This is a genomic window from Mucilaginibacter boryungensis, from assembly GCF_015221995.1.
Classification (GTDB): Bacteria; Bacteroidota; Bacteroidia; order Sphingobacteriales; family Sphingobacteriaceae; genus Mucilaginibacter; species Mucilaginibacter boryungensis.
Genome location: NZ_JADFFM010000001.1, coordinates 475,498 through 501,810, shown reverse-complemented (window position 1 = coordinate 501,810; position 26,313 = coordinate 475,498). Strand labels below are relative to the sequence as shown.

Below are 26,313 nucleotides of genomic sequence, written 5' to 3'. Positions count from 1 at the left end.
ATCCGTAACTGTGGGGTTAATTGCATGGCTATAGCCAATTTATCCCAAAACAGTATCATTAGCCCAAATGCAGTAATGCATATAAACAGGGCGATTCCTAAAATAAGCAAAAACCGCCTTGAGGGCGATTTTTGCTTACGTTTATAAAAATATGACATTAATGTATCCTATTGTTCCTGTAAAGTGAAGCTGATAGGTACTGTAAATTGAGAACGAACGGCACGACCGTTTTGCATACCTGGCTTCCATTTCGGTGAAGCCTTGATAACACGTATTGCTTCTTCATCGCAACCGCTGCCAATACCACGTAACACTTTAATATCAGTTAAACTACCGTCGCGTTCAACAACAAAGGTAAGGAATACTTTACCTTGCACGTTGTTTTCACGAGCAACAGCCGGGTAACGGATATTTTTACCTAAGTAATCACCAAATTTTCCCAAACCGCCTGGAAAAGAGGCTTGCTCCTCAACTGCGGTAAAAATCTCGTTGCTTTCTTCTGTTACCGCTTTGGTATCAGAGTTACCAACCGGCTCATCAATACGGATAGCCGCATTAGGGTCACCTTTCTGATCTTTCGGGCCCGGATCCGCTACTTTCAGCTCTTCCTGAGTTGGTGGATCTTTTTCCTTTACTTCGTTATCAGGTTTCACTACCGGAGGCGGGAAACGTACCTGGTCAACCTTCGGTTTTGGTGGTTCCGGAGGTGGCGGAGGTGGTTTTTTTGTATTATCAATTGGTGGAGGTGGTTTTAAGTTCACCTCAACAATTTTTACTTTTTCCGGGGCTTTCGGGATAAACCCTTTGATCTTGTTTATGATGGTTGGCAATGATACAGCAAACACAAACAACAGAACAGTAAATATAAGTGCCTTTACAGTACTTTTCGGATTCTGTTTTCTTAGTTCGTATGCACCGTAACTTTTGTTCCTGCCATTAAAAACAATGTCAAGCCACTCAGGTTTTAAGATATCTAATTTTGAGCTTAAAAAGGACATTGTATAATATTTTTAATGTTTAATTATTGAACGACTAAAGTTATAGTTTATTATCCAAATAAACAACTAAATTTTTAGTTTTATTAGTAGTTGCCGTCGCGCTTTAAAAGTTCGACTTCGGCAGGTAAAATATCAACGATTGCCCTGATATCGATTTTAGCGATATTCAGCTCATCCATAATATCCACCATGTTTTTATAAACCGAATGGTCGCTTGGCTTTACCAGTACGATCATTGGTTTACCGCCAGACGCCTCAGATATTTTTTTCTGATTTTCCATTAACGCCTTGCGAATGCCTTCCTTACCAAAGTTATCAGTTGTAGGTGGCGCAAGTGGTTTTCCGGGTAAGCCTAGGTACCATTCAATTTTATTGTCTTTACCCAACAAAATTGTCATTGTACGGCTTTCAGGCACCGGTTTCTGATCTTTTACTTTTTCGTCTTTATCAGGCATTACCAAGTCCATAGCCTTGGGTTTATTTAGGGTGGTAGTTAGCATAAAGAAAGTTACCAGCAAGAAAGCCAAATCCACCATCGCGGTTAAATCCACGCGTGTAGACGCTTTTTTACTTCTTACTTTCCCGCCTTTTTTCCCACCCCCGCCGGAGGTATCTAATTCTGCCATGTTTTTACTTTACTGCGGATTTTACACTTGTTATTAAAGCAAATTTGTTCACTTTTTGTTTCTGCAACACTTTTATGATCATTGCAATAGTTGGATACTCTTCCTTACTGTCGCCTTTTATAGCAACCCGCATATCCTTGTTATCAAGGCTGGCGGTAACTACACGCGATGTGCGTACCCAATCATACAATTCGCAAGTTGCAGTGGTATCGGTTGGGATGCCTGGTTGTTTGAATATCTTTTTCTGATCGGCATCAAGGTCCAAAAATCCCGGTAATTGACGGATTGGTACGCCAAATGTAGGCAGCGCCGAAAACTTAACGATCTGCTGATCGGTAAAGGGAACATTGTACTTAGCGCTCATTTGTTTCAACACTTCCTTACGGATCTCGAAACCTTCCACGCCAAAAAATACTTTCTTTTGGCCAACGGTTAAGGTAGCAACATCCGATTCGGGTAATTGAATCTTCATGGTTGATGCCGGAATATCCACCGGTACAGGATCATCTGTACGGGGTTTTGCTGTTAATATAAAGAAAGTAAGCAACAGGAAGGCAACGTCGCACATAGCCGTCATGTCAATCGCTGTACTCTTTCTTGGAATCTTTACTCTTGGCATAGTTTCGTTTGATTAAATAAAAAATTAGTGAAATGGTGATATAATACCCGGCCGGTTAAATACCAGCCGGGTATTACTTATGCACTAAATTTTATTTGTTTTTGTGAGACGCAGCAAATGTTTGTACAATGCTGAAGCCTGTTTCGTCGATAGCGTAAGTCAACTTATCAATTTTAGATGTAAAGATGTTGTACATGATAATTGATAAAGCTGAAGTACTGATACCCAAAGCAGTGTTGATCAATGCTTCAGAGATACCTACCGCTAATGCCGATTGGCTTGGGGCACCTGAAGCACCCAATGCCTGGAACGCACGGATCATACCGGTTACTGTACCTAACAGACCCAATAATGTACCAATTGATACCAGGGTAGCGATAATGGTTAAGTTTTGCTCTAACATTGGCATTTCCAGTGCAGTAGCTTCTTCAATATCTTTTTGGATAGCTAACGTTTTCTGGTCAACGTCAAGATTTGGCTCAACTTCCATTTCCCTGTATTTTTTCAGGCCTGATTTGATAACGTTGGCTACAGAGCCTTTTTGCTTGTCGCACTCGGCAGAGGCGGCATCAATGTTACCTTGGTTCAGGAAAACCTGGATCTTGTGAACGAAAGAATCAACGCTGCTGCTACCTGAAGCTTTGCCGATAACAACAAAACGCTCGATAGAGAATACGATAAGCATCATGAACATGGTCATCAGCACCGGTACAATCGGTCCACCGCGGTGTACAGTACCAAAGTAATCAGATGGTTCGCCGTGCTCAACATCACCGCCTTTGTAGTGACTAGGATCTCCCAAAACGTACAGGAATACAAGGATAGCGATAACGAAACAGATAGGAATTACCAGGGTAGCGAAAATGCTTGAACCTGAGCCGCCTTCTTTCTTAACAGGTGTAGTTGGTTTTGGTGCGTTTGCCATTACTTTTAAAATTTAGTTTTTAGTTTTTGTTTATATGTTATTAGTTAATTAAATGTGCTTTTTAAGAGCGAATAACAAATTTATAATTTTATTAATATAAAAAAACGAAATCCGCTATTATTAATAATTTTTTAATGCGCCGGTTTATAAGGCGTAATGATACGGCTTTATAAACGACTTTAAACAAAAAAATTGCCTTGCTACAGACAATTTTTTACAATAAAAACTAAATTTTTTAAAATTAGCAAGCGTATGCCTTAATTTTATATGTAACTAAACTGATATAGTTACTGCGGGACCGGCGTTTAGTATCTCAACTGTGCTGTATTTGGCATACTGTTCAAAGTTTTTTACAAACAGGTTGGCAAGATCATTTGCCCGCTCGTCATATTCATCGGGATTGATCCAGGTTTTACGCGGGTTCAGGATATGATCAGGGACATTTGGGCACGTTAAAGGTATGCTTACATTAAATACATGGTGCTGCTCATAATGCACATGCTCTAAATGACCGTTTAACGCAGCAGTTATCATAGCGCGAGTGTATTTTAGGCGCATGCGCTTACCAGTACCAAAGGCACCTCCTGTCCACCCGGTGTTTACCAGCCACACGTTTACATTATGTTCCTTTATCTTGTGACCAAGCAAACGGGCATAAGTTATAGGATGCAGCGGTAAAAAGGCTTTACCAAAGCAGGCCGAAAAAGTAGCTTCAGGATGTACTACACCATGTTCTGTCCCCGCTACCTTAGCGGTATAGCCTGATATAAAATAGTACATAGCCTGTTCAGGCGTTAGTTTTGATATGGGTGGCAGTATGCCAAATGCATCTGCGGTTAAAAAGAAAATGTTCTTTGGCGATGCCCCAATAGAAGGGACCACTGCGTTACTGATATAGTTCAGTGGGTACGATACGCGGGTATTTTCTGTTTTCTCTACATCTGCAAAATTTACGCGGCTGGTGCCTTTATAAAAGTTAATATTCTCCAGCAGTGACCCAAACTTAATGGCATTAAATATCTGTGGTTCGCTTTCGGCAGTTAGGTTTACGCATTTAGCATAGCAGCCTCCTTCGAAGTTAAATATGGTATAATCGCTCCAGCCATGTTCGTCGTCGCCTATCAGGTTACGTTCCGGGTCGGCACTGAGGGTAGTTTTGCCGGTACCGGAAAGGCCGAAGAAAATAGCCGTATCGCCTTTAGCCCCCACATTGGCCGAGCAATGCATAGATAATACCTTTTTATCATGCGGTAGTATAAAGTTCAGTACTGAGAAGATACCTTTCTTTATCTCGCCGGTATAACCGGAACCACCAACCAATATCATTTTTTTACTAAAGTTAATGATAGAGAAGTTTTCCTGGCGGGTGCCATCAACTGCAGGGTCGGCCATAAAACCGGGGGCTGCTATAATTGTCCACTCTGGCCGCGATTTGGCGTCTATCAGCTCAGGACGGATAAACAGATGGTGCACAAACAGGTTTTGATAGGCCGTTTCGGTAATTACGCGGATATCTAAATGATATTTCTCGTTAGAGCAGGCACAGGCATCGCGCACAAATATTTCTTTACTGCTTAGGTAAGCAGTCATTTTTTGAAATAAAGCGTCAAACTTTGCAGCGCCGAATTTAATATTGACATCGCCCCACCAAACCGTGTTACGGGTAATATCGTCCTCAACAATAAAGCGGTCTTTAGGCGAGCGGCCAGTGAATTTGCCGGTATCTATGGCTAAAGCGCCGGTATCAGCCAGGGTGCCCTCATGGCGTTTTAAAGCGGCTTCCACCAGTTGGGCAGGCGAAAATTGGTAAAATATTTTCTTAGCCCGACCCAGGTTCAAGTAACCTAAGTCGGGTAGTTGGGTCGACATTCTCTTCATTAAATTGGTTTATAATTACTATGCAAACATAGCAATACAAATGCCAATTATCTAATGAAACAGCAACAAAAATTTCAAGTACGTAGTTTTTACACTATAATAAATTATTGATTATTAGATATTTAATATATAATGTCGATACACTAAGTATTTTTGAAAAACAAGATAATATTAGCATTTAATTAGATCGTATTAATGCTATGTATAGAATAAAAATAAGGATGTGTTGATTTGATTACGCATCTCCTATTATTTCTGTTATGCGTTAACGATTGTAGCGGATACCAGCCTTGCGCCTAAGGCCTGTGCAGTATGAGCGGAAAGCGCGGGCCGAAGGCAACGCCGAAAATAGAATAGAATAAGCATAAATATTTCACAGAAAGGACATATCCCTATCCCCCTCAAGAGGGAAAGTATTCCTCTACCCTCCAGCTTTTTTAGCCTTATACCCATCGGCCGTTAGGATGGCCAGTACCTTATCTCGGTGGTCGCCTTGTATCAGTATCTCAAAATCTTTTACCGAGCCACCTACCCCGCATTTGCTTTTCAGTTTTTTTCCCAGGGCCTCCATATCGGCATCGGTGCCAACAAAGCCGGCAATGGCAGTCACCATTTTACCGCCGCCCTTGCGGTCGAGGAAGATGCGCAGGTTTTGCTGTTGGGGTGGCAGCGTGCCTGATGACGCTTGCGTTTCTTCTTTATACTCAAATCCCGGATCGGTTGAGTATACTACCCCGGTAAAGTTTTTATTTTTTTTCGACATGGCTTATGCTTTATAAGTTTGTCCTGTAATTATTTTTAATGACGCGGGAACGATCTCTACCTTAATATCCGCGCCCATTATTTGCGGTTCGCCATCCAGGTGTATAGCGCCTTCTTTCTCTCGCTTAATGATTATTTCCTTCCCTTTAATGATCTCGACATACTTTGAGCCGGGGGTAGTTTTGGTGAACATGCGTATCCCCATCATTATAAATTTATATAAAGGGAAAGGTTTCACTATGCAAACATCCAGCAAACCATCCTGTACCGAAGCATAAGGCGATATGTGCGCGTTGTTTCCGTATTGCGATGAATTGGCAAAGCTGAGCATAAAAGCCTTTTTAACATAATCTTCACCATCAATATTAAGCCTGTATGTTTCGGATTTATAATTGGTAATTTCCCTGAATGAGGATTTAATATAGGCACCGAACCCGCGCTTTTTATCATGGCTGAATACCTCGCTGATATGTGCATCAAAACCCAGGCCGGCCATATTAAAAAACCATTTGCCGTTTAGTTTACCTGCATCAATATGTTGCACCAGCCCCTGGCTTAGGGTTTTTATCGCTGCTTCCGGATCCATGGGAATACCAAGGAAACGCGAAAGGCCATTACCTGAACCATAAGGAATAATGCCCAATGTTGTCTCTGTACCTGCAATAACCGAAGCTACTTCGTTTATTGTCCCATCCCCGCCTACCGCCACAATAATATCGTATTGCTTTATATTTTTTTGGGCCAATTGTTGGGCATGCAAAACACCGGTACTAATATCTATACGGTATTCAAACTTAGCAGCATCCAGGTGCTTTTTTATCAGCGCCGGCACCCCATCTTTATTTTTGCCGCCCGATATGGGATTAATAATAAAAAGTACTTTAAGTTTCAAACAATTAATTTTTCAGCACCAAAAGTAACCTATTTTCGGCTTTTGTAAAATTGTTTTACATTTGCGCTTGAAAGTGGACTGATTTGACGCCTATTATATATAGGCTGGATTGCAACCACGTAAAAAAGTGCTAAAACCAATGCTCCTTTTTTTGCAAGCGCGCAATCCATTTTCTCTTTCCCTTTCCTGTATTTTAATTAAAAAATAATTCTTATGCCATATTTATTCACATCAGAATCAGTGTCAGAAGGGCACCCGGATAAAGTTGCCGACCAGATATCGGACGCGTTAATTGATAACTTTTTAGCTTTCGACGCCGAATCGAAAGTAGCTTGCGAAACTTTAGTAACTACTGGCCAGGTAATTTTAGCCGGCGAGGTAAAATCAAAAGCTTATTTAGATGTACAAAAAATTGCCCGTGATGTGATCAACAAAATTGGTTATACCAAAGGCGAATACATGTTTGATGGCAGCAGCTGTGGTGTGCTTTCGGCTATTCACGAGCAATCGCCGGATATTAACCAGGGTGTCGACCGCAAAAGCAAGGAAGAGCAAGGTGCCGGCGACCAGGGTATGATGTTTGGTTACGCTACTGTTGAAACCGACAACTATATGCCCCTGGCTTTGGATATTGCCCACGCTTTATTATTGGAGTTGGCTGTTATCCGTCGCGAAATGAAGGAGATAAAATACCTTCGCCCAGACGCAAAATCGCAAGTAACGCTGGAATATGATGATAACAACCAGCCTACCCGTATTGATGCTATCGTAATTTCAACCCAGCACGATGATTTTGATGAAGAGAAAGCTATGTTGAAAAAGATCAGCGATGATTTGATCAATATCCTTATCCCGCGCGTAAAAGCTAAATATCCTAAATATGCCCACTTCTTTAACGATCAGATTAAATATCACATTAACCCAACCGGTAAATTTGTTATTGGTGGCCCGCATGGCGATACCGGCTTAACCGGCCGTAAAATCATCGTAGATACCTATGGTGGTAAAGGCGCACACGGTGGTGGTGCTTTCAGCGGTAAAGACCCATCAAAGGTTGACCGTTCTGCTGCTTACGCTACCCGCCACATTGCTAAAAACCTGGTAGCTGCAGGTGTTTGCAACGAGGTATTGGTACAGGTAAGCTATGCTATTGGTGTTGCCCAGCCTATGGGTATTTACGTAAACACTTATGGTACCGGTAAAGTTGGTTTAAATGATGGCGAGATAGCTAAAAAAGTAGAAAGCATTTTCAATATGACCCCTTACGCTATTGAAACCCGCTTTAAACTACGTAACCCAATATACAGCGAAACCGCAGCTTATGGCCACTTTGGTAAACCAAGCCAAACTGTAACCAAAACATTCACCAGGCCCGATGGCAGCTCTATACAAAAAGAAGTAGAACTGTTTACCTGGGAGAAACTGGACTATGTAGATAAAGTAAAAACTGCTTTTGGCTTATAGCCCGAAAGTCGGGAAGACCGAAAGTCCGAAAGATAAAAGCGTCTTGATTTGATCAGGACGCTTTTTTTATATACTCGCGTCATCCTGAGCGTCAGCGAAGGATCACAAAATAGCAGAGGAACAATGCACATCGAAAATTCTTCGCTACTGCTCAGAAGAGATTTACTTTAGATTGAAGGAGGGTTCAAAGTTATTCCAAACAAAAAGCGCCTTTGTTAAGGGCGCTTCAAATATCATAGGTTAGCTTTTTGCTGAATAATTAGTGCAGCAATTTATGGATATAGCTTTTCACATAGCCGATCCCCTCAAAGGCGATGGCCAGCAAGCCAATAATTACGGTGAATTCTTCGAACGTGTTCATAATCTTATAATAAAGATACGCTGATTACCAGCATTTATTATAATTTATTTGTAACTTTTATTGGACAGTTAATACACCGGATATGTTACACCCTTTGGTACTTATCCAGATTAAGGGGATGAGATAATTGGGTTTAATTAAAAAGCCCCTCGCCAATCGGCAAGGGGCTTTCTTATAATTGCTTATTTACAGCAACTGGACTGATCTGCACATTTTTCCTTTGTGCATTTTTGTCCCTTTGGACAACTGGTACAAGTTGCCTGTTTTGCTTTTGCTTTTTTAACAGGAGCATTACCATTTGCCATTACTGAAGTTGCGGCGAACGCTATCGCCAGCATGCTTAACATTATCTTTTTCATTTTGATTCTTTTAAAAGTTAAATAATTATTCATTTAAACCGGTTTAGGTTGTTCAGGTAATTATTTAACAGGCTTTCGGTGGTTTCCAGTCGGCTTTATGATAAGCGGATAGATGACCAATTTTATAAAAAGCAACTGGCTGCTTAAGGAGTAATGAAAAGTTGTGCTGCACTCTTAACTGCGATGCAGGGATAAAACCGCAAATACTGCATGAAAACAACATAGCACAGCCGGGCTTTTCACATCCGCTTTCCCGGTTTTTTGCCGGGTTATGATGGCATGCAGATGTACCGCCGGCTTTTTTACAACAATCCATTTTAGCGGTAACAGGTACGGCATTCACAGTCCCCGGGAACGAGGAAAGGAAAAGCATACAACCAATTAATAAAACCGCTACAAATTTCATTAAATCAAATATCCTGATTATTACTGAAAAAGCAAATCAGTTAAAGGTTATTCTCTCATCAATAAAATTTTTCTGCTGATGTGTCCAATTCGCATCACCCCGATCATTATTGAGGTATAAACAAATTTATAACCCGTCTGCCGGTTGGCAGGCATTTAACATTAACACAAATGAAACGAATTAATTTTTTTGAAAAAGGGCCAGATGCATTAAAAGCAATGTATGGTTTAGGTGCTTACCTGGCTAAATCACCAGTTGAACAAAAACTATTACACCTGCTTTATTTCAGGGTATCACAAATTAATGGCTGCTCATATTGCCTGGACATGCACTCGAAAGATCTGCGTGCAGCCGGAGAAACCGAACAACGCCTATACATGCTGAATGCCTGGCGCGAGGGAACCGTATATACAAATCGTGAACGGGCTGCATTAGCATTTGCCGAGGGTGTTACCAAAACTCATGTTAGTGATGAAGTTTACGCTACCGCTGCCGCCGAATTTACAGAACAGGAGTTAATAGACCTGACTGTGGCTGTTATTACTATCAATAGCTACAACCGCATTAATATTACCTTCCAAACGCCGGGTGGCAGTTATCAGCCGGGGCAATTTAAGTCGTAATAAACAGCATAGTTTAACTGGATTATTTAAATTCACACCTCAATTAATAATAACGATCATGAATCAATCAAGCAATAACAACGAGTTCGTTTTTTTATTCCGCCAGCCGGCCTCAAACCACAGCCCGGAAAAGCAAAAGGAAATAAACAAAAAATGGAACGATTGGATAGGCAATATCGCTGCGCAGGGAAAAATAGCCGCCAATGGACTTCATCTAAAACCGGGTGGCAATGTATTAAAAGCCAGCGGTATAGTAACCGACGGCCCTTTTGTAGAGATAAGGGAAATATTGGGTGGGTTTATTGTAATTAAAGCTGATACTATGGAAGAGGCCATTACTATGGCCCATGGCTGCCCGACTTTTGATGAAGGTGGCAGTGTGGAAATAAGAACGGCATTTGCAGATTAAACATTTCATATCCCTGGCCAATAAACCGGCCAGGGTTAATTAGCATAATGGATCAGCACCAGGCAGCATTAAAATATTTATTTAAGCAGGAGTTTACCAAAATGGTAGCGGTAATTAGTAAACTTTATGGCTTGCAGCACATTGAAATTGCCGAAGATATTGTAACGGATACCTTTTTGGTGGCTACAGAAACCTGGGCACATAAAGGTATCCCACTTAATCCTGCAGCCTGGCTATATACCGTGGCCAAACAAAAAACGCTTCAGCATTTCAGGCGGAATAAAATTTATACCGAAAAGGTAATGCCGCAGTTAAGCCGGCAACAACAGGAATACGAAGAACCAGCCGAGTTGGATTTCACCTACCAAAACATCAAGGACAGTCAACTGCAAATGCTTTTTGCTGTGTGCACGCCTCTTATTGCCAGCGAAGCACAAATTGGGCTGGCCCTGCGTATACTTTGCGGTTTTGGGATTGATGAAATTGCCGAGGCTTTTTTATCCAACAAGGAAACCATTAACAAACGGTTATTCAGGGCCAAGGAAAAACTACGCACCGAAAATGTGCAGCTGGAATTCCCGCCTGAAAGCGAAATAGACAACCGGCTGGATAGTGTGCTGCACATTATATACCTGCTGTTTAGCGAGGGTTATTATTCAAAAACCAATAACCAGACCTTGCAGAAAGACCTATGCCTGGAAGCCCTGCGCCTGGGCATAATGCTTAGCGAATACTCAAAAACCAACCTGCCCAAAACAAATGCTTTGCTGGCGCTGATGTGTTTCCATGCCTCGCGCTTTGATGCCCGGAAAACCAACAGCCCCAATTTTATTTTATATGATGAACAAAACCCTGATTTATGGGATGCGATTTTAATAAACCAGGGCTGGCACTTTTTAAACCTATCGGCACAGGGCGCGGAAATAAGCTCGTACCATTTAGAGGCGCGGATTGCTGCCTGGCATTGTATGAAAGAAAGCAAACCCGAGAAATGGGAAGAAATACTGCAACTATATAATAAGCTATTGCTTGTCAATTACTCGCCCGCGGTGGCACTTAACCGCACTTTTGCCCTATACAAGGCCAATGGCTGGCAACAGGCAATAATTGAAGCCGAAAAGCTAAAACTGGAAAACAACCACTTTTACTTTTTACTACTGGGCGAACTTTATACTCATACCGATCGCCAACAGGCTGTAGCCAATTTTGAACGGGCTTATGCCTTAGCCAAAACCCAAACCGAAAAACAATTGATACGTGATAAAATAAAAAGTCTGGATAAACCCTCTGACGGCAATATTTAAACTAGGCCGTTGTTAAGAGGGAAGACATCTTTCGATTTGATTATAGCAAACCGATCGATCTTCACCTTACAGAACAGTACAGGATGCCTGAATTTAAATAATAGCGCATTTTTATTGTACCAATTGCCTGTTATGATGTTTAAAAAGTTTTTCTTGTGCAGCGTATGCCTTTTCTTGCTATGTGCTGCTTACACAATTAATGCACAATCGCAAAATATTAAAAACGACATTTTCTGGAATACTGTTGATGGACAGCCTATTTACAGTCAGGGCGGCGGGATATTCCGTTTTGCTGATCCTGCCGGTAGCGGGACAAAGTATTATTGGTACGGCGTGCATTACCTGGAAGCCGAGCGTTATCACGAAGCGCCGAATGTAACCCAAAAAGGAACGACCTTTGAATCGGTAACCTGTTACAGTTCTACCGACCTGGTGAACTGGAAGTTTGAACGTGATGTTTTAACTAAAGCAGAAGTTAACCAATCGGGCCGAAGGACATGGGTAGGACGCTTGGGAGTGGCTTATATTAAAGAGTTGAACAAGTACGCCATGTTTGTACAGCATGGCAGCCGTGTAATGATCGCCACTGCCGATGCGCCCACGGAGCCGTTTATCCGGCACCAGGAAATTAATATGGAACCAATGATAGGCACCACCAATACCGGCGACCAAACCGTGTTTACCGATGAGGATACCGGGAAATCATATCTTGTATATTCGTATGGGAAGGGCCGTAATAAAATATACGTTTCGGAAATTGGTGTGAAGGACGGCAAGGTTGATCTGCTGGATTGCACCAAAGTTTTCCAGGGCGAAAGCCGCGAGGGGAATTGCATGTTTAAGTACAAGGGCCGGTATTATATGTGCGCATCAAACATTTATGGGTGGGATGCTTCGTATGCTTATTATTTGGTTGCGGATAATATAAAGGGGCCATACACTCCTGCTAACAATATGCAAGTGATGAATGGTTGCGCTGATGATTACGCACACGTAACACAAACCGGCTTCTTTGTCACTATTAAAGGCAGCAAGCAGGAAACTGTGGTCTACTGCGGCGACCGCTGGGCCGACTTTGCCGGCAACGGCTTGGGTTACAACCAGTGGTGCCCCCTATCGTTTGATGAGAAAGCGCCTTATTTCAATTCGCTTAGCTCATGGAACCTAAACGCCCAAACAGGTGAATGGAAAGTAGGTACAGATAATAACTACGTGAAGAACGGCAGCTTTGAAGCCGACCGTAAAAATATCCCCAGCCCTGTGAAACCTGTGCAACAGCAATTAACAGGGTGGACAACTACCGTTATTTCAGGAAACGGTATCGCCATTGGCAGTCCTGATTCTATTGTGTTAAATCATGTAAATAGTGAGGATGACCGTAAAGTAGTTATTGGTGAAAAAAGTCTGCAGATAACCGACAAAGTAAACTTTAAGCGCAAAGTTTGGCAAGTTATTTCGTCCTCGCCTTATGTAGCTTTGCAAGATGGCATATATACGCTTACCGCTAAAGTAAAAAACAGCGTCGGTTTTAATCAGTTACTGATGTATGCCGAAAGCAAGGGTAAAACGTTTAAGCAAAGCATCGTGGGAGAAAATTCAATGTGGCAAACAATTAGTATCGGTGATGTCCAGGTAAAAGCAGGACGGGTGGAAATTGGCTTTATACCTGATGGGAACGCTAACGCTTTTTGTTATGTGGATGATATAACGCTTGTCAGGAATAAATAAAGCGCGCCTTACACCACCACAGTATCGGGCAGCCAGGTTTGTATAAATTCTTCTTTGGGGTCGTGTTCGGCAGCGGGCTTGGTATTGTTAAAAAATTTGTTGTCGCGTGGGTCGCTGCCTACGCCGGCTATAAAGGCCCAATTGCCCCAGTTACTGGCCGGTGAATAGTCAATCAATTGCTCTTCAAAATATGCGGCACCTTTAGTCCAGTCTACTTTTAATTCGCGTACTAAAAATATTGCTACAGTTTGGCGGCAATAGTTATTAATGTAACCCGTGGCGTTCAACTCATGCATACAGGCATCAACAAAGGGCACGCCAGTGCTGCCGGTTTTCCATTGCTCTAACAATGCGTGCTGATCGGCACTGACAGCGGGTGCTTCATCTTTAAAACCATCGGCCTTAAAAAACTGGTTGCCGTATTTTTTGAACATAAAGCGAAAGTAATCACGCCACAGTAGTTCCAGGATCAATGAATGATTGGTATGATGTTCGTGCTTAACCGCCTCCCAATACACTTGCCGTGGCGATATACAGCCAAACGTCAACCAGGGCGAAAGGTGCGAGCCCGATGTTGCGCTGCGGTTGTTTTTTCCGTTCAGGGCAAAATCAAAATTCACAAAAAACTTTTGCAGGCGTTCATGCGCAACAGTTTCGCCACCTATAAAATGAAAATTGTCGCGTGGGTCGGGTATAGGTTCTTCCAAACCCAGTTGCTTCAAGTTTGGTATTTCGCCGGCATCGGTTATGGCCGGCGTGTTAATGCGCTCTGGTGCAGGTACTATGTGCCGCACCGAGCTATCGCGCTCTATCTTTTTCCGGAAAGTGGCAAAACTGTCGGGGATATCTTTTATTGGAAAAGGCAGGTCTTCCTTATGGTATAAAGTATGCCCAATAAAATGCTTCAGGTTTAATTTTATTTTCCAAAGTGCAGCCTCAACCTGTTCTGATATGCCGGTTTCTTCAAATGCAACTTCGCGGTGATGATAAACTTCGTTAACCTGGTATTCATTGGCTAATTGAGGGATAACTTCAGCCGGCGGGCCAAAACGGACTATTAGTTCCGAACCCATCGCCCTCAAATTTTCGCGAAGGTTCTGAACCGATTCAATTAAAAACTTAGCCCGAAAATTGCCTGTTTTAAAAGTACCGGATGGAGTAACCTTGAAGTAATATGGATCGAAACAATAAACCGGTATCACTTTATCAGCCTTGCGCGTTGCTTCCAACAAAATTTCATTGTCCTCGATACGCAAATCGTTCCTAAACCAAACCAGTATTGTTCTTTCGCTCATAGTAATCGTGACCCGGTAAATTCAGCTAATCTACAAAAATTGTAATTATTTAGGTTTTAGGCTAAAACTTAATGAAATAATTACATGGGGAAGATAATGCTAAAACCAAAAAATATGTGACTGAGCGATAGGGTTTAAATATCAACCCTGATTCAATTTGTATATATTAATGTACACGCTTATTAAATATCGGAATGACAAAAGAGCTTAAAACGCTGTTTAAACAATTACACTCATTTGGAATATTATTTGAATAACAATAAATATCTATTTATTAAACATTTTACTATATGAAAACTTTTAAAAACACCCTCGAATTTAAATACTTATTCCTGCTTGCTATTTTTGCCGTTGCTGCGCTGTTAACAATGTAAAGCCAAAGCATACATTGATCGAAAAATAAAACCCTGTATAACAATCCCATACAGGATATTTGTTTTTAAACCCTAACCGCACTGTTGCAAACATAAATTGTTGGTTATATTTGGCTAACCTTATACAATTTATGAAAAGAAAATTCTTGATCTGTGCTGCGGTCCTATTATCAGTAGCGTTACTTCAAGCCCATGCTCAAACCGACACGACCGAATACGACCTGGGCCATGTTAAATTGCAAAAAAAAATCACTCAGGCAATCACCATTAAAGCCGCCGACCTGGAGAAACTCCCCTTCAGTAATCTCAGTGATGCAATCGCAGTATGGCTGAATGGGTATTACAACGGCAAACAGACATACGTAAGTATTATTGATGGTAATTTAAACAATGATGTAAACGCCTATAGCATTTATGATATTGAAGAAATTACCCTGATTCAAAATGCTTCGGTTATGCTTAACGGAGTTAAACCTTCGCAGTTATTACTTATTGTTAAAACAAGAAGGAATGAACCAGGAAAATCAGGCTTAGTAGTAGCCGGCCAAACTAACGCAATTAACAGCCGCAACACATCAATTGATCCGTCATATAAAAGCACTACTAATTTTTACCATCAGTATTATCTATCAGCGTACCGAAATTCTGAAGAGGTTAAAGCAGGAATATCAGCAGATTACCAACACGATGTCGTACCTCAATTGCAGAATAATCTTTTTACATCAAGTAACCCTTATCGTTTTGATCGCTTTAAGTTCAATGGATACCTGGATGTCAATGTTGTCAAAATAAACACCATTAGCATTAATGCCGGCTATGTACCGCAAACAAACAGCAATAATTTTACTACTTATAGTAATACTAACCATACTATTTTGTTAGACCATAACGATAATGGCAAACAACAGTTATGGCATGGCGATATTAAAATCAGTACCCATATAATTAAAGGCTTAACTAACGAATTGAGCGCGGGATTACAGCATTATCAACTAAGTGAAAATGAATATAACAATATTCAACCCGCTTTCCCGCCAGCCGATATATACACAGCTAACAGGGCTACAAAAACTAACACCCGATTCATAAAAGACAACTTGTCCTACAACTTATCAACCGGCAAATTCAATTTTGAACCAAATATAAATTTTACCTATAAAAAAGCAATTGACTCTATCGCGCTAAAAAGCACAGTCAACAATTCTCCTTTGTATAACTTAAGTTATTCAGTTTACCGGCAGAGCACATCATTGTTAACACCTTCATTAATTATTAATTATGCTAATATAATTATGCTGCAAGGTGGTTTTCAAAGTGTATTGAATGCCGGTAAATACACTACTTTTAATAACAGTAAATTAGCCAAGGCTTATCCATTTACTTCGGTGGCTATTAATCTAATACCCGCAGGCAAAAGCGCACAGTTAATGGTATTGGGATCTTACTCCAAATCCGTTGCTGCCTTGTCAGACCCAAACGCCAGTGTATTACAAGGCATTCCCGATAATGCTACAATTTTATTTGACGATCCTAATACACATCGCTTGGGCAGTAATTTTGCGAATCCCCAAATTCCCCTTACTCCTATTGCTACGCCTGCCTATAATGCATATCAGGCAAACACACAATTACAATTGGGCACGTCTCTGTCTTTGCTGAATAATAAGTTATCGTTCAATTATAATTACAGCATTCAAAAGTTTGTTAATACTACTTCCTATATGGAATATCTCTCGGGTGCATATTATACACTGTACTTATTCCCAGACGCACGCCTTGACCAGCATCGTTTTGGTTTAAATCTCAATTTATTCCATTCAGCTAAATTTAACTGGACATCAGGATTAAATGCAACTGTTGTTAAATACAAACTAAACTTTCAAGAACAGCTGACTGCGTCCCAATCATTTGTTCCAAATAATACTGTGTTTGCCGGTGGATTCGTTAACCGAATAAACTATAAACATGCTTTTGCCGCAATAGATATTCTTTATCGCCTGAACCAAGATCAATACGCTCCAAACTATGTTGTTACTGGTCATTTTAATTCTTTCGATGTACAGAATTTATATGCCGGTTATACATTAACAAGCACAAGATTTAAAAACCTGGAAGTATTTGCAGATGCGCGAAACCTGATACAAAACAAACAATCAGACATTGCTTACGATAATCGCAGGTATTTTGGTGCAGGGTTTAAATTGGGATTATAGTATATCAGTGCTTTACTACCCTTTTTAATATCAGCAGGTTTTGGGCGTTGTTACTGTACCCGGTAATATTGTTTTGATACAGGTTCACCAATTTATCGTAATACAAAACCACCACCGGCGATTCCTGCATCACCAGGTTATCCATCTGGCGGTATAGGGCGTAACGTTTAGCATTATCTTTCACATGATACGCCTGCTCAAAAAGCTTATCAAAGTTTTTGTTGTTGAAGCCGGTATAATTCGGACCGTAGGGGATTTTATTTTTTGAATAGAAAACCGACAGGTAATTCTCGCCATCCGGGTAATCGGCTATCCAGGTGCCATAGAAAAAGTTAACACCGTTTTTGCCAACCAGTTCGCGCAGGCTGCTGCCTTGCACAATTTCAACACGTGTATTAATGCCAATACGGTTTAGTTCGCCCTGTACATACTCTATCAGGTTACGATAACCTACCGTAGTGTGTAGTACAATTTCGGGCATGCCTTTACCATTGGGGAATCCGGCCTCTGCCAATAAGCGCCGTGCTTTTTCGGGATCATAGCTATAACCTTTTACCTGCTGTGCATCAAACCCCGGCATCCCTTTGGGTATAAAACCCGAACTACCCGGCGTACCCAAGCTATTGCGCAGGTATTTGGTCATTTTATCTTTATTAATAGCATAGTTTATAGCTTGCCGCACTTTCTTTATTCTAAGCGGAGAATGTTTTACTATAGCTAGCGTAGTATCAACCAGCATGCCCATATAAAGCGTGTTAAGATACGGGCGGGTATTAATGATAAACTTCCCTTTATATTTACTGGTAATATGGCCCGATTTACTCAATATATCATCGCGATAGCTGCCATCTATATCATTATAAAAATCGAGCTTACCTTTTATAAATTCCATAAAGCCGGTTTGCTTATCGGCAATAAACGTCGATCTGACGGCATCCAAATAGGGTAATTGTTTGCCTGAACTATCTTTTTCCCAATAATGCGGGTTTTTCAGCAATACCAGCACCTCGCCTTCTTTCCAGTATTTAAACTGGAATGGGCCTGTGCCCACCGGGTGGTTACGAAAATCTTTCCCGTAAAATCCCACCACTTCTTTGGGTACTACCGAGCAATACTGTGCGGTAAGCATACTAAGCAATGGCGGGAATGGCTGCTTTAACCTGATCTGGAATGTACTATCGTTAACGGCAATAAAATCCTGCTTGCCGTGCACCTTGTCGCTGAATATCCACGAACCGGACGAGGCTACCTTAGGATCTATTAACCGGCCAAGACTGTAAACAAAATCACTGGCTACAACTTTGCGTCCTTTGCCACCGGCAAAGTGTGGGTCGTCATGGAAATAAACATCGTTACGTAAATGGAAAGTATAAATTGTGCCTGTAGTATCAGCGTCCCAGCTTTTAGCAATGCAAGGCCGGGTAATCAGGCTATCATCAATTTGCACCAATCCGTTAAAAATTTGGTTGGTAGCCCAAATAGCATTCTGGTTGCGTGAAAAAGCCGGGTCCATACTGGTCAGGCCCTCATCCATATTGATATTAAAAATGGTCTTGCCCTTATCGTCATCGCCGCTGTTGCAGGATGCGAGGGTAAAGAATAGTAGCAGTATGTAGTAGCAGTATTTCATTAATAGTAATTAGGCCTTACCCCATTGCAGCCCGTTTCACCAGGTAAGCTTTTAATATCTGGTTGTATCCATCGTGGATGTTTGCGTCAATCAGATCTATATGATATTGGGCGCATTTTAATTCTAACTGATGGCGATATTCATTCAAAGCAGCTTTGTATGTTTCCCGGATACGGCCCGGATGCACCTTCATTTCCTCGCCACTTTCCATATCAATAAAATGGTGTGGACGGTTATCAAAATCAAAATCCAGTTCTTTCTTTTTATCGCTAACGTTAAAAATGATCACCTCGTGTTTTTTATATTTCAAATGCTGGATGGCAGCGAATAAGGCTTGCATCTTATCCGGGTTCAGGCTGTTTTCCAGCATATCGCTAAAGATAATAATCATCGACCGTTGGTGCACGTCCTCGGCAATATGGTGCAGCACATCACCAACATTGGTCAGCGTGTTTTCTTTAGGGTGATTGTACGCTTTCTCTAACTCAGCAAACAGGTAAAACAAATGCGTGGTGGTCGACCGGGCCATACTTAACCAATCTACCTTGTCCGAAAACAGCCCTAATCCAAAGGCGTCACGCTGTTTTTTAAACAAATACATAAGTGATGCGATAGCATAAACCGAAAACTGCAACTTATTTAACCCCTTATCGGGGAAATTCATAGATGAGGAAGTATCCAGCAACAGGTAGCTGCGCAGATTGGTTTCTTCTTCAAATTGCTTCACAAAAAGCTTATCGGTACGAGCAAACAGCTTCCAATCGATATTCTTTACCGATTCGCCATTATTATACAACCGATGCTCGGCAAACTCAACGGAAAAACCATGGAATGGGCTTTGATGCAGGCCGGTTATAAAACCTTCCACCACCTGGCGTGCCAGCAATTCAAGGTTGGCCAGGTGCCGTATCTGCTGATCATTATTTAATGCTGCCATTAAGGCTAAGGTAGTGATTTCGGTTGGCAGTTTTTCGTCGGGCACATGTAAAAAGTTGTGATGGCGTTAACCTTACCATGAAAGGGATTTGCCAATTTTAAGTACACACACCTAACCAGGCGAAAAATATCCTGTTTCAGAACAAATAGCGACGGATTATATTATATTTAAAATTAATTAAACAATGTATGGCAAAAGACCAACCTACCAGGCACGAAGCCAGTTCGCATTCAAAAAAAGAACTTACCTATATTGAAAAGGTATGGCAAACAGTTGCTATAGTAGCATTACTGGTGGTGGTAATATTAATTGCCCGCGTTGCCTTCAATGTGGTACTAATGGTATTGGCAGGAGCGCTTATTGCCACTTACTTTCATGGCCTGGGCGATCTGGTAGAGCGTAAAACCAAATGGAAACGCCCCTATGCCATGCTGATGGCTGTTGTAGGCACTATTGCTGTTATTGGTTTGCTGCTTTGGTTTATGGGTACAAAAATCCAGCACCAGGTAGCCGAGCTAAGTAACACGTTGCCGCATACTATTAATAATGTTAAGGCCAAAATGGCTACCTCGCCCATTGGGCAAAAGCTGCTGGAAAGCGTATCCGATGGTAATTCCCAAAAGCTGATGACGACTGCGCAATCATTTTTTAGTACAAGTTTTGGGGTACTCGGTAATATTTATATTATCATGTTCCTTGGCATATTTTTTACCGCTAATCCATCGCTATATAAAAACGGGATACTGGTTTTAGTTCCAAAAAATAAAAAAGTCATCGGTGAGCACATTTTGGACCGCATTAGCCTATCGTTAAAAGGCTGGCTAAAGGGCATGATGGTATCCATGGTATTGGTTACTATATTAATCTCGGTAGGGTTATCTATTATTGGCGTGCCTGTAGCCATGGTACTGGGCTTAATTACCGGTATACTTGAACTGGTGCCAAATTTAGGGTCGTTGCTGGCTATGATACCCGGCGTGTTATTAGCCTTAACCATTAGCACCAACATGGGTATATTAGTAGCCGCGCTTTATATTATTTCGCAAACTATTACGGCTAACATTGTTAACCCGCTTATTCAGAAAAAAATGATCAACCTGCCGCCGGCGCTAACGTTGATCAGTCAATTAATTATGGGTGCCATATCAGGGGCTTTGGGTATTATCCTGGCCGTACCTGTGCTGGCTATTGTAGTTATTTTGGTAGATGAGCTATATGTAAAAAGGATAAACGAAGGCGAACCGCATATTGATGCCAAAGAAACTGTAGATGTAAAATAGCTACCCGAAAACCTTGTAACAAAATTGCTTTTTTTGCATCTATAAGTATCAACATCTATACTTATGCGCTTTAATATTTTCAAAAAAACAACTGCACCTAAAGCAAAAAAATCCAAATTGCGCGAGTGGGGCGATGCCTTGTTATTTGCATTGGTGGCATCAACTATTATCCGTGGATTATTATTCTCGGCTTATGCCATACCATCCGGATCAATGGAGGGCAGCTTACTAACCGGCGATTATTTATTTGTGAGCAAAATTAACTACGGTCCGCGTATGCCATTTACCCCATTGGCTATTCCATTCACCGAACCAACTGTTTATGGCGTTAAAACCTATTGGGATGCTATAAAATTACCATATCTGCGTCTACCGGGACTATCGGAAGTTAAGAAGCAGGATGTTGTTGTTTTTAACAAACCCGAGGAAGCCGACCCGCAATACAACCGCCCTGTAGACGAACGCACTACACTTATTAAACGCTGCCAGGCTACACCCGGCGATACGTTGCGCATTGTTAATGCACAAGTTTACATTAACGGCAAAGCCGCTAAAAATGCAGAGAAAGCCCAGACATCGTACAATGTTATTACCGATGGTAAAGAGATAAACCCGCAGGTAATAAAAGATCTGCACATCGAAATATTGGTTCAAAAAACCCCTGATATTTTCGAAATGATCATTCCGGCCGAAAGTTTGACTACGTTAAAAGGATATTCTAATATAAAAAGTATAATACCAGTTGTGCAATCAGCTAATGAATATGATGCGGCTGTTTTCCCACACAATGAGAAGTTTAAATGGAATGCCGATAATTTCGGTCCGCTGGTAATGCCCAAAAAAGGGATGAGTATTGCCCTGAACGATTCTACTATGACATTATACCGTCGTGCTATTGAACTATACGAAGGCAACAAAGTTGATATAGAGGGAAAGGATATCCTGATCAATGGCAAAAAGGCCGGCCAGTATACCTTCAAAATGAATTATTATTGGATGATGGGCGACAACCGCCACAATTCACTCGATTCCCGTTTTTGGGGTTATGTGCCTGAAGACCATATCATAGGTAAAGCCATGCTCACCTGGATGAGTGTGGATTCTACGGCAACTCTTTTTAATAAAGTACGCTGGAACAGGATACTGAGAACGATTAAATAATGCGGCTTAATATTTTATTTTTAACCGCAGCAGGATAAAGTGAAGCAGCCATATAGGGCCTATCAGCAGGAATTTGATATCATCTAAAAACGATGGTTTTTTCCCTTCTATTTTATGCCCGATAAACTGTCCCACCCACGATAGCACAAAAATAGCCAGGCACGATTGCCAAAGTAATGGGCCCCCGGCAGTATGCCATTGCTCTAATAAAGTAATTACATAGCAAAAAGCCATTACTATCAACAGCATGAAATACGATAGGATTGGCGACAGTTTGTAATAGTAAAAAATACTAAAAGCGATAAGGAAAGAAGCCCAATTGAACATGCCGTTATACTTGCCTAAAAACTTAATATAAGGGAATGGGATGGCCCATACCAACCCAACCAAGCTAAAAACAATCAGCGGTACACATATCCAATGTATCAGTTCATTGGTGTGGTTTTGATGGCTCTCGGCGTACTTATCAAAATAAATATCTACTTGTTTTTTGGGAGTGTGCTGCTGTTTCACGGCTTATCGAATTTGATATGCGAAGATAAGGATATAAGCGTTATATTCATTCCGGGCAATATATAGAAGAGCAACTTCCTTTGTGTATGGCTTATACAGTATGCAACCTTCCATTTAAGTCTGAGAATAGTTCTTCCTTAACTCGAAATATGGGATAAACGTAACAATCAACGTATGAAAATCAAAAAACTACTGGCATTTATCGGTGCGGTCACCTTGTTATCGGGTTTTGCCTTAGCGCAATTAAAAGACGATGGGTATAAACCCATGTTTGATGGCAAAACCCTAAATGGCTGGGAAGGCGACCCGAAATACTGGCGTGCCGAAAATGGCGAAATAATCGGTGAAATCACCCCTGAAACTATCATTAAGGTAAATACCTTTTTAATTTGGAAAGGTGGCCACCCGGCCAATTTTGAGCTGAAGGTGAGCTACCGAATATCAGCAAAAGGCAACAGTGGCGTCAACTATCGCAGCGTTAGAGTGGATAGCCTGCCCTACGCGCTGAAAGGTTATCAGGCCGATATTGATGGTAAGGATAAATACAACCTTGGTTATCCGCGTTATTCCGGTCAGAATTATGAAGAACGCGGCAGACAGTTTTTGGCTTTGCGCGGACAACGGACAGTGATAGAAAATGGCAAACCAACCGTTATTGATTCAACCGGCACCAAAGAAGAACTATTGAAAAGTATCAATTACGATGATTGGAACGAATTACATATTATAGCCAAAGGCAACAAGCTGCAGCATTACCTTAACGGCAAATTGATGAGCGAAGTAACTGATAACGACACCGCCAACCGCAAGATGGAAGGCCTGATAGGTGTACAAGGACATGTTGGCCCACCCATGAAAATTGAGTACAAGGATTTTAGGATAAAGGTATTGTAGACAGTAATGCGTCATGCCGAACTTGTTTCGGCATCCCACTTGCAACTCTATTCGCAGGTGCAAGTTCGACATATTGTTGATGAAATCTTTCCAACTTACACCGTATATTTACCACCATGAAACCAGCCGAGATCAATACCAGGTGGAAAGAATTACAGGATAGAATTGCAGCTGATTTTGATTCGGATACGCCGGATATTAAGGTTCTGCTGTTTTTAATTGGTGTGCAGGAGTTGGGCAAAGGCCCGCAAAAATTCAGCAAGCGCCAAAAGGAAGAACTAATGCATATAGCGACCTGCAAGCTGTTCAGCATGATGGGGTTCTACGAGTTGGAAGGCCTTGACCAAGATGGCTGGCCGCATTGGAAACTGGTAAAACCTATTCCTAATTATACGCTGTTAGAGCAGGAAATGACGATGAAATCACTGATCATTAACTATTTTGACGAAATATTAGAGCCCTAATTATGAAGCAACTATTTACCTTATTACTTGTTTGCACGCTTACAATAACGGCCTTTGCCAAACCGCCGAAGAACCAGTATGTGCGCATTAAAACCAGCTACGGGCAATGCATCATCCGTTTGTATAATGAGACGCCGAAGCATCGCGATAATTTTATCAAACTGGCTAAGGAAGGTTTTTACAACGGCACGCTGTTTCATCGTATAATCCAAAACTTTATGATACAGGGCGGTGACCCCGATTCGAAGAACGCCAAGCCGGGTCAGGCTTTGGGTGAGGGCGATTTGAAATATAAAGTCCCTGCTGAATTTAACGATACACTATTCCACAAAAAAGGCGTGCTAGCTGCCGCCCGCGATGACAATCCCGAAAAGGCATCAAGCGCTACGCAGTTTTATATTGTGGAAGGCAAACGCTATACCGATGAGGACCTGGACAAACTGGAACAGGGCCGTTTGAAAGGCCATAAAGTACCCGAGTGGCAGCGCCAGTGGTACCGATCGGTTGGTGGCACAGCCCAGCTTGATCATAGCTATACTGTTTATGGCGAAGTAGTGATGGGCCTGGATATGGTCGATCGCATTGCCGCGGCAAAAAAAGATGCCAAAGACCGCCCGCTGGAAGATGTACCAATGACCGTAGAAGTGCTTAAAAAAGGCGAGTGCAAGGAGTTGGACAAGTTGCTGGGACTGGAAGAAAAATAATTATTGTCATTGCGAGGAGCGTAACGACGCAGCAATCTCGTAGGATGGTTTGCGAACTACGAGATTGCCACGCTATTTCTCGCTATAACAGATTGTATAAATATGAAAATCATCACCTATAATGTCAACGGTATCCGTTCGGCGATAAATAAGAATTGGCTGGCCTGGCTGCAGGCTACCGATGCAGATGTGGTTTGCCTGCAGGAAATAAAGGCTACGCCTGATGTACTGACCGACCTGCACCTGGTAGAGCAAATGGGATATCAGCATTATTGGTTCCCGGCCGAGAAGAAAGGTTATAGCGGTACGGCTATCCTTACCAAACACACACCTAATCACGTAGAATATGGTTGTGGTATCCCTGATTTTGATCGCGAAGGCCGCAATATCCGCGTTGATTTTGATGATGTATCGGTCATGAGTGTATACTTCCCATCAGGCTCCAGCGGCGATGATCGGCAGGTATTCAAATACCGTTTCCTGGATGAGTTTGGCAAATATCTTACCCTGCTGAAGGTTGAACACCCCAACCTGGTGGTATGCGGTGATTATAATATTTGCCATAGACCAATTGACATCCATAACCCAAAATCGAACGCTAACTCGTCAGGCTTTTTACCCGAGGAGCGCGAGTGGATGGAGAATTTTATCGAATCGGGCTTTATAGATACCTTCCGGCATTTGAATAAGGAACCACATAACTACACTTGGTGGAGTTTCCGCGCTAATTCGCGTGCTAAAAACCTGGGCTGGCGCATTGATTATACTATGGCCAGCACCGAACTGGAACCCCGCATTAAGCGCGCGGCAATTTTGTGCGAAGCAAAACACTCAGACCATTGCCCGGTATTGCTGGAGTTGCACCCTGCTTAGTATTAAAAAACATCATCGCGAGAAGCATGCTGTGGTGTATAATTTCAATGCCAATCCCATCGCCCATTGGGCGTATGGCAACTGTGCATCCACACGTCGTACTCGTTAACATCTTCAATGCTTTCAACGGGATCGAATAATGACAGGCCGATAAACTTTGTGCCGGGTTTGCATTGTGCGCAAAACCTATCGTAAAAGCCTTTACCGTAACCAACGCGGTAGCCCTGCTTATCAAAAATGAGCATCGGCAGTATAACCAAGTCAATAGCTGATGTATTAACTTCATTGCCGCGCACAGGTTCGGTTATACCATATTTATTCACTTCCAATTTTAGGTCTGCATCATCCGCAAAACTGCGCATGGTTAGTGTTTTGAAATTGGTTTGAGGGAATACTATTTTGATATGCGGATGGCTCACCTTCAACCAATCGCGGATGGCATAAGTATCTGGTTCATTATTCTCCTTCATTGGCAAAAAAAGGTGGATGCAGTTAATGTCGGTTAAGTCTAACTTTTGAAATTCAGATAACAATTTCTTATTCAGCGCATCGTATTCATCAACCGAAAGCTGTTGCCGTTGCTGAAGGTATTGCTGGCGAAGTTGTTGTTTGCTGGTCACG

Annotated in this window: 26 protein-coding genes; 12 read left to right on the top strand and 14 right to left on the bottom strand. The window is 41.8% G+C overall.

What is annotated here, in order from left to right:
• Positions 1-167 precede the first annotated feature (167 nt).
• From IRJ18_RS02230 to IRJ18_RS02200, 7 genes are all read right to left on the bottom strand, one after another.
• A complete protein-coding gene (locus tag IRJ18_RS02230; protein WP_194104570.1) occupies positions 168-998 on the bottom strand; it encodes an energy transducer TonB in 831 nt (276 codons plus the stop codon).
• 83 nt (positions 999-1,081) lie between these two features.
• The gene (locus IRJ18_RS02225; RefSeq protein WP_194104569.1) at positions 1,082-1,624 is read right to left on the bottom strand and encodes an ExbD/TolR family protein; all 543 of its coding nucleotides are present in this window, start codon (positions 1,622-1,624) and stop codon (positions 1,082-1,084) included.
• A gap of 4 nt (positions 1,625-1,628) precedes the next feature.
• Entirely contained in the window at positions 1,629-2,243 is a 615-nt protein-coding gene (locus IRJ18_RS02220; protein WP_194104568.1) for an ExbD/TolR family protein, read from the bottom strand.
• Positions 2,244-2,334: 91 nt separating this feature from the next.
• A complete protein-coding gene (locus tag IRJ18_RS02215) occupies positions 2,335-3,168 on the bottom strand; it encodes a MotA/TolQ/ExbB proton channel family protein (protein WP_194104567.1) in 834 nt (277 codons plus the stop codon).
• Between the two features lie 273 nt (positions 3,169-3,441).
• The gene (gene pckA, locus IRJ18_RS02210) at positions 3,442-5,046 is read right to left on the bottom strand and encodes a phosphoenolpyruvate carboxykinase (ATP) (protein WP_194104566.1); all 1,605 of its coding nucleotides are present in this window, start codon (positions 5,044-5,046) and stop codon (positions 3,442-3,444) included.
• Positions 5,047-5,467: 421 nt separating this feature from the next.
• Positions 5,468-5,809 carry a translation initiation factor gene (locus IRJ18_RS02205; RefSeq protein WP_194104565.1) on the bottom strand — a complete coding sequence of 114 codons (342 nt, stop codon included), beginning with the start codon at positions 5,807-5,809 and terminating at the stop codon, positions 5,468-5,470.
• Between the two features lie 3 nt (positions 5,810-5,812).
• Entirely contained in the window at positions 5,813-6,700 is an 888-nt protein-coding gene (locus IRJ18_RS02200) for a diacylglycerol/lipid kinase family protein (RefSeq protein ID WP_194104564.1), read from the bottom strand.
• Between the two features lie 213 nt (positions 6,701-6,913).
• On the opposite strand from IRJ18_RS02200, the gene metK reads away from it, so the two are divergent.
• Positions 6,914-8,164, top strand: coding sequence for a methionine adenosyltransferase (gene metK, locus IRJ18_RS02195; RefSeq protein ID WP_194104563.1), 1,251 nt, complete (start codon positions 6,914-6,916; stop codon positions 8,162-8,164).
• 543 nt (positions 8,165-8,707) lie between these two features.
• Here the strand turns inward: metK and IRJ18_RS02190 are convergent.
• Positions 8,708-8,884 carry a hypothetical protein gene (locus tag IRJ18_RS02190; RefSeq protein ID WP_194104562.1) on the bottom strand — a complete coding sequence of 59 codons (177 nt, stop codon included), beginning with the start codon at positions 8,882-8,884 and terminating at the stop codon, positions 8,708-8,710.
• A 64-nt stretch (positions 8,885-8,948) separates the two neighbouring features.
• Positions 8,949-9,290, bottom strand: coding sequence for a hypothetical protein (locus IRJ18_RS02185; RefSeq protein ID WP_194104561.1), 342 nt, complete (start codon positions 9,288-9,290; stop codon positions 8,949-8,951).
• 170 nt (positions 9,291-9,460) lie between these two features.
• Between IRJ18_RS02185 and IRJ18_RS02180 the strand changes: the two genes are divergently transcribed.
• From IRJ18_RS02180 to IRJ18_RS02165, 4 genes are all read left to right on the top strand, one after another.
• Entirely contained in the window at positions 9,461-9,913 is a 453-nt protein-coding gene (locus IRJ18_RS02180; protein WP_194104560.1) for a carboxymuconolactone decarboxylase family protein, read from the top strand.
• A gap of 58 nt (positions 9,914-9,971) precedes the next feature.
• Positions 9,972-10,322: a YciI family protein gene (locus IRJ18_RS02175; RefSeq protein ID WP_194104559.1), complete on the top strand. Its 351-nt coding sequence runs from the start codon at positions 9,972-9,974 to the stop codon at positions 10,320-10,322.
• 47 nt (positions 10,323-10,369) lie between these two features.
• Positions 10,370-11,626, top strand: a complete 1,257-nt coding sequence (locus IRJ18_RS02170) for an RNA polymerase sigma factor (protein WP_194104558.1) — start codon at positions 10,370-10,372, stop codon at positions 11,624-11,626.
• 132 nt (positions 11,627-11,758) lie between these two features.
• The gene (locus IRJ18_RS02165) at positions 11,759-13,354 is read left to right on the top strand and encodes a family 43 glycosylhydrolase (protein ID WP_194104557.1); all 1,596 of its coding nucleotides are present in this window, start codon (positions 11,759-11,761) and stop codon (positions 13,352-13,354) included.
• Between the two features lie 8 nt (positions 13,355-13,362).
• Here the strand turns inward: IRJ18_RS02165 and IRJ18_RS02160 are convergent, their stop codons facing one another.
• On the bottom strand, positions 13,363-14,649 hold the full coding sequence (locus IRJ18_RS02160; protein ID WP_194104556.1) for a DASH family cryptochrome: 1,287 nt from the start codon (positions 14,647-14,649) through the stop codon (positions 13,363-13,365).
• A 505-nt stretch (positions 14,650-15,154) separates the two neighbouring features.
• Between IRJ18_RS02160 and IRJ18_RS02155 the strand changes: the two genes are divergently transcribed.
• Entirely contained in the window at positions 15,155-17,236 is a 2,082-nt protein-coding gene (locus IRJ18_RS02155) for a TonB-dependent receptor (protein ID WP_194104555.1), read from the top strand.
• 4 nt (positions 17,237-17,240) lie between these two features.
• Here IRJ18_RS02155 and IRJ18_RS02150 read toward each other — a convergent pair whose 3' ends face one another.
• Positions 17,241-18,866: an ABC transporter substrate-binding protein gene (locus IRJ18_RS02150; RefSeq protein ID WP_194104554.1), complete on the bottom strand. Its 1,626-nt coding sequence runs from the start codon at positions 18,864-18,866 to the stop codon at positions 17,241-17,243.
• A 16-nt stretch (positions 18,867-18,882) separates the two neighbouring features.
• On the bottom strand, positions 18,883-19,848 hold the full coding sequence (locus IRJ18_RS02145) for a DUF58 domain-containing protein (RefSeq protein WP_317174043.1): 966 nt from the start codon (positions 19,846-19,848) through the stop codon (positions 18,883-18,885).
• Between the two features lie 143 nt (positions 19,849-19,991).
• On the opposite strand from IRJ18_RS02145, the gene IRJ18_RS02140 reads away from it, so the two are divergent.
• On the top strand, positions 19,992-21,083 hold the full coding sequence (locus IRJ18_RS02140; protein ID WP_194104553.1) for an AI-2E family transporter: 1,092 nt from the start codon (positions 19,992-19,994) through the stop codon (positions 21,081-21,083).
• Positions 21,084-21,146: 63 nt separating this feature from the next.
• Positions 21,147-22,244 (top strand): signal peptidase I, encoded by a 1,098-nt coding sequence (lepB, locus tag IRJ18_RS02135; RefSeq protein ID WP_194104552.1) that lies wholly within the window; start codon positions 21,147-21,149, stop codon positions 22,242-22,244.
• 6 nt (positions 22,245-22,250) lie between these two features.
• Here the strand turns inward: lepB and IRJ18_RS02130 are convergent, their stop codons facing one another.
• Positions 22,251-22,757 carry an Mpo1 family 2-hydroxy fatty acid dioxygenase gene (locus IRJ18_RS02130; RefSeq protein ID WP_194104551.1) on the bottom strand — a complete coding sequence of 169 codons (507 nt, stop codon included), beginning with the start codon at positions 22,755-22,757 and terminating at the stop codon, positions 22,251-22,253.
• A gap of 174 nt (positions 22,758-22,931) precedes the next feature.
• On the opposite strand from IRJ18_RS02130, the gene IRJ18_RS02125 reads away from it, so the two are divergent.
• The 4 genes from IRJ18_RS02125 (at position 22,932) to IRJ18_RS02110 (ending at position 25,692) form a co-directional block, all read left to right on the top strand.
• A complete protein-coding gene (locus tag IRJ18_RS02125; protein WP_194104550.1) occupies positions 22,932-23,651 on the top strand; it encodes a 3-keto-disaccharide hydrolase in 720 nt (239 codons plus the stop codon).
• A 116-nt stretch (positions 23,652-23,767) separates the two neighbouring features.
• A complete protein-coding gene (locus IRJ18_RS02120) occupies positions 23,768-24,115 on the top strand; it encodes a hypothetical protein (protein ID WP_194104549.1) in 348 nt (115 codons plus the stop codon).
• Positions 24,116-24,117: 2 nt separating this feature from the next.
• Positions 24,118-24,819, top strand: coding sequence for a peptidylprolyl isomerase (locus IRJ18_RS02115; RefSeq protein ID WP_194104548.1), 702 nt, complete (start codon positions 24,118-24,120; stop codon positions 24,817-24,819).
• Between the two features lie 102 nt (positions 24,820-24,921).
• Positions 24,922-25,692, top strand: a complete 771-nt coding sequence (locus IRJ18_RS02110) for an exodeoxyribonuclease III (protein ID WP_194104547.1) — start codon at positions 24,922-24,924, stop codon at positions 25,690-25,692.
• Between the two features lie 44 nt (positions 25,693-25,736).
• Here the strand turns inward: IRJ18_RS02110 and IRJ18_RS02105 are convergent, their stop codons facing one another.
• Entirely contained in the window at positions 25,737-26,312 is a 576-nt protein-coding gene (locus IRJ18_RS02105; protein WP_194104546.1) for a 5-formyltetrahydrofolate cyclo-ligase, read from the bottom strand.
• Between the last annotated feature and the right edge of the window lies 1 nt (position 26,313).

Excerpts from the sequence above, each read along its gene's own strand:
- IRJ18_RS02230 (WP_194104570.1), bottom strand. The coding sequence starts at position 998 with ATGTCCTTTTTAAGCTCAAAATTAGATATCTTAAAACCTGAGTGGCTT.
- IRJ18_RS02225 (WP_194104569.1), bottom strand. The coding sequence starts at position 1,624 with ATGGCAGAATTAGATACCTCCGGCGGGGGTGGGAAAAAAGGCGGGAAA.
- IRJ18_RS02220 (WP_194104568.1), bottom strand. The coding sequence starts at position 2,243 with ATGCCAAGAGTAAAGATTCCAAGAAAGAGTACAGCGATTGACATGACG.
- IRJ18_RS02215 (WP_194104567.1), bottom strand. The coding sequence starts at position 3,168 with ATGGCAAACGCACCAAAACCAACTACACCTGTTAAGAAAGAAGGCGGC.
- pckA (WP_194104566.1), bottom strand. The coding sequence starts at position 5,046 with ATGAAGAGAATGTCGACCCAACTACCCGACTTAGGTTACTTGAACCTG.
- IRJ18_RS02205 (WP_194104565.1), bottom strand. The coding sequence starts at position 5,809 with ATGTCGAAAAAAAATAAAAACTTTACCGGGGTAGTATACTCAACCGAT.
- metK (WP_194104563.1), top strand. The coding sequence starts at position 6,914 with ATGCCATATTTATTCACATCAGAATCAGTGTCAGAAGGGCACCCGGAT.
- IRJ18_RS02190 (WP_194104562.1), bottom strand. The coding sequence starts at position 8,884 with ATGAAAAAGATAATGTTAAGCATGCTGGCGATAGCGTTCGCCGCAACT.
- IRJ18_RS02185 (WP_194104561.1), bottom strand. The coding sequence starts at position 9,290 with ATGAAATTTGTAGCGGTTTTATTAATTGGTTGTATGCTTTTCCTTTCC.
- IRJ18_RS02180 (WP_194104560.1), top strand. The coding sequence starts at position 9,461 with ATGAAACGAATTAATTTTTTTGAAAAAGGGCCAGATGCATTAAAAGCA.
- IRJ18_RS02175 (WP_194104559.1), top strand. The coding sequence starts at position 9,972 with ATGAATCAATCAAGCAATAACAACGAGTTCGTTTTTTTATTCCGCCAG.
- IRJ18_RS02170 (WP_194104558.1), top strand. The coding sequence starts at position 10,370 with ATGGATCAGCACCAGGCAGCATTAAAATATTTATTTAAGCAGGAGTTT.
- IRJ18_RS02165 (WP_194104557.1), top strand. The coding sequence starts at position 11,759 with ATGATGTTTAAAAAGTTTTTCTTGTGCAGCGTATGCCTTTTCTTGCTA.
- IRJ18_RS02160 (WP_194104556.1), bottom strand. The coding sequence starts at position 14,649 with ATGAGCGAAAGAACAATACTGGTTTGGTTTAGGAACGATTTGCGTATC.
- IRJ18_RS02155 (WP_194104555.1), top strand. The coding sequence starts at position 15,155 with ATGAAAAGAAAATTCTTGATCTGTGCTGCGGTCCTATTATCAGTAGCG.
- IRJ18_RS02150 (WP_194104554.1), bottom strand. The coding sequence starts at position 18,866 with ATGAAATACTGCTACTACATACTGCTACTATTCTTTACCCTCGCATCC.
- IRJ18_RS02140 (WP_194104553.1), top strand. The coding sequence starts at position 19,992 with ATGGCAAAAGACCAACCTACCAGGCACGAAGCCAGTTCGCATTCAAAA.
- lepB (WP_194104552.1), top strand. The coding sequence starts at position 21,147 with ATGCGCTTTAATATTTTCAAAAAAACAACTGCACCTAAAGCAAAAAAA.
- IRJ18_RS02125 (WP_194104550.1), top strand. The coding sequence starts at position 22,932 with ATGAAAATCAAAAAACTACTGGCATTTATCGGTGCGGTCACCTTGTTA.
- IRJ18_RS02120 (WP_194104549.1), top strand. The coding sequence starts at position 23,768 with ATGAAACCAGCCGAGATCAATACCAGGTGGAAAGAATTACAGGATAGA.
- IRJ18_RS02115 (WP_194104548.1), top strand. The coding sequence starts at position 24,118 with ATGAAGCAACTATTTACCTTATTACTTGTTTGCACGCTTACAATAACG.
- IRJ18_RS02110 (WP_194104547.1), top strand. The coding sequence starts at position 24,922 with ATGAAAATCATCACCTATAATGTCAACGGTATCCGTTCGGCGATAAAT.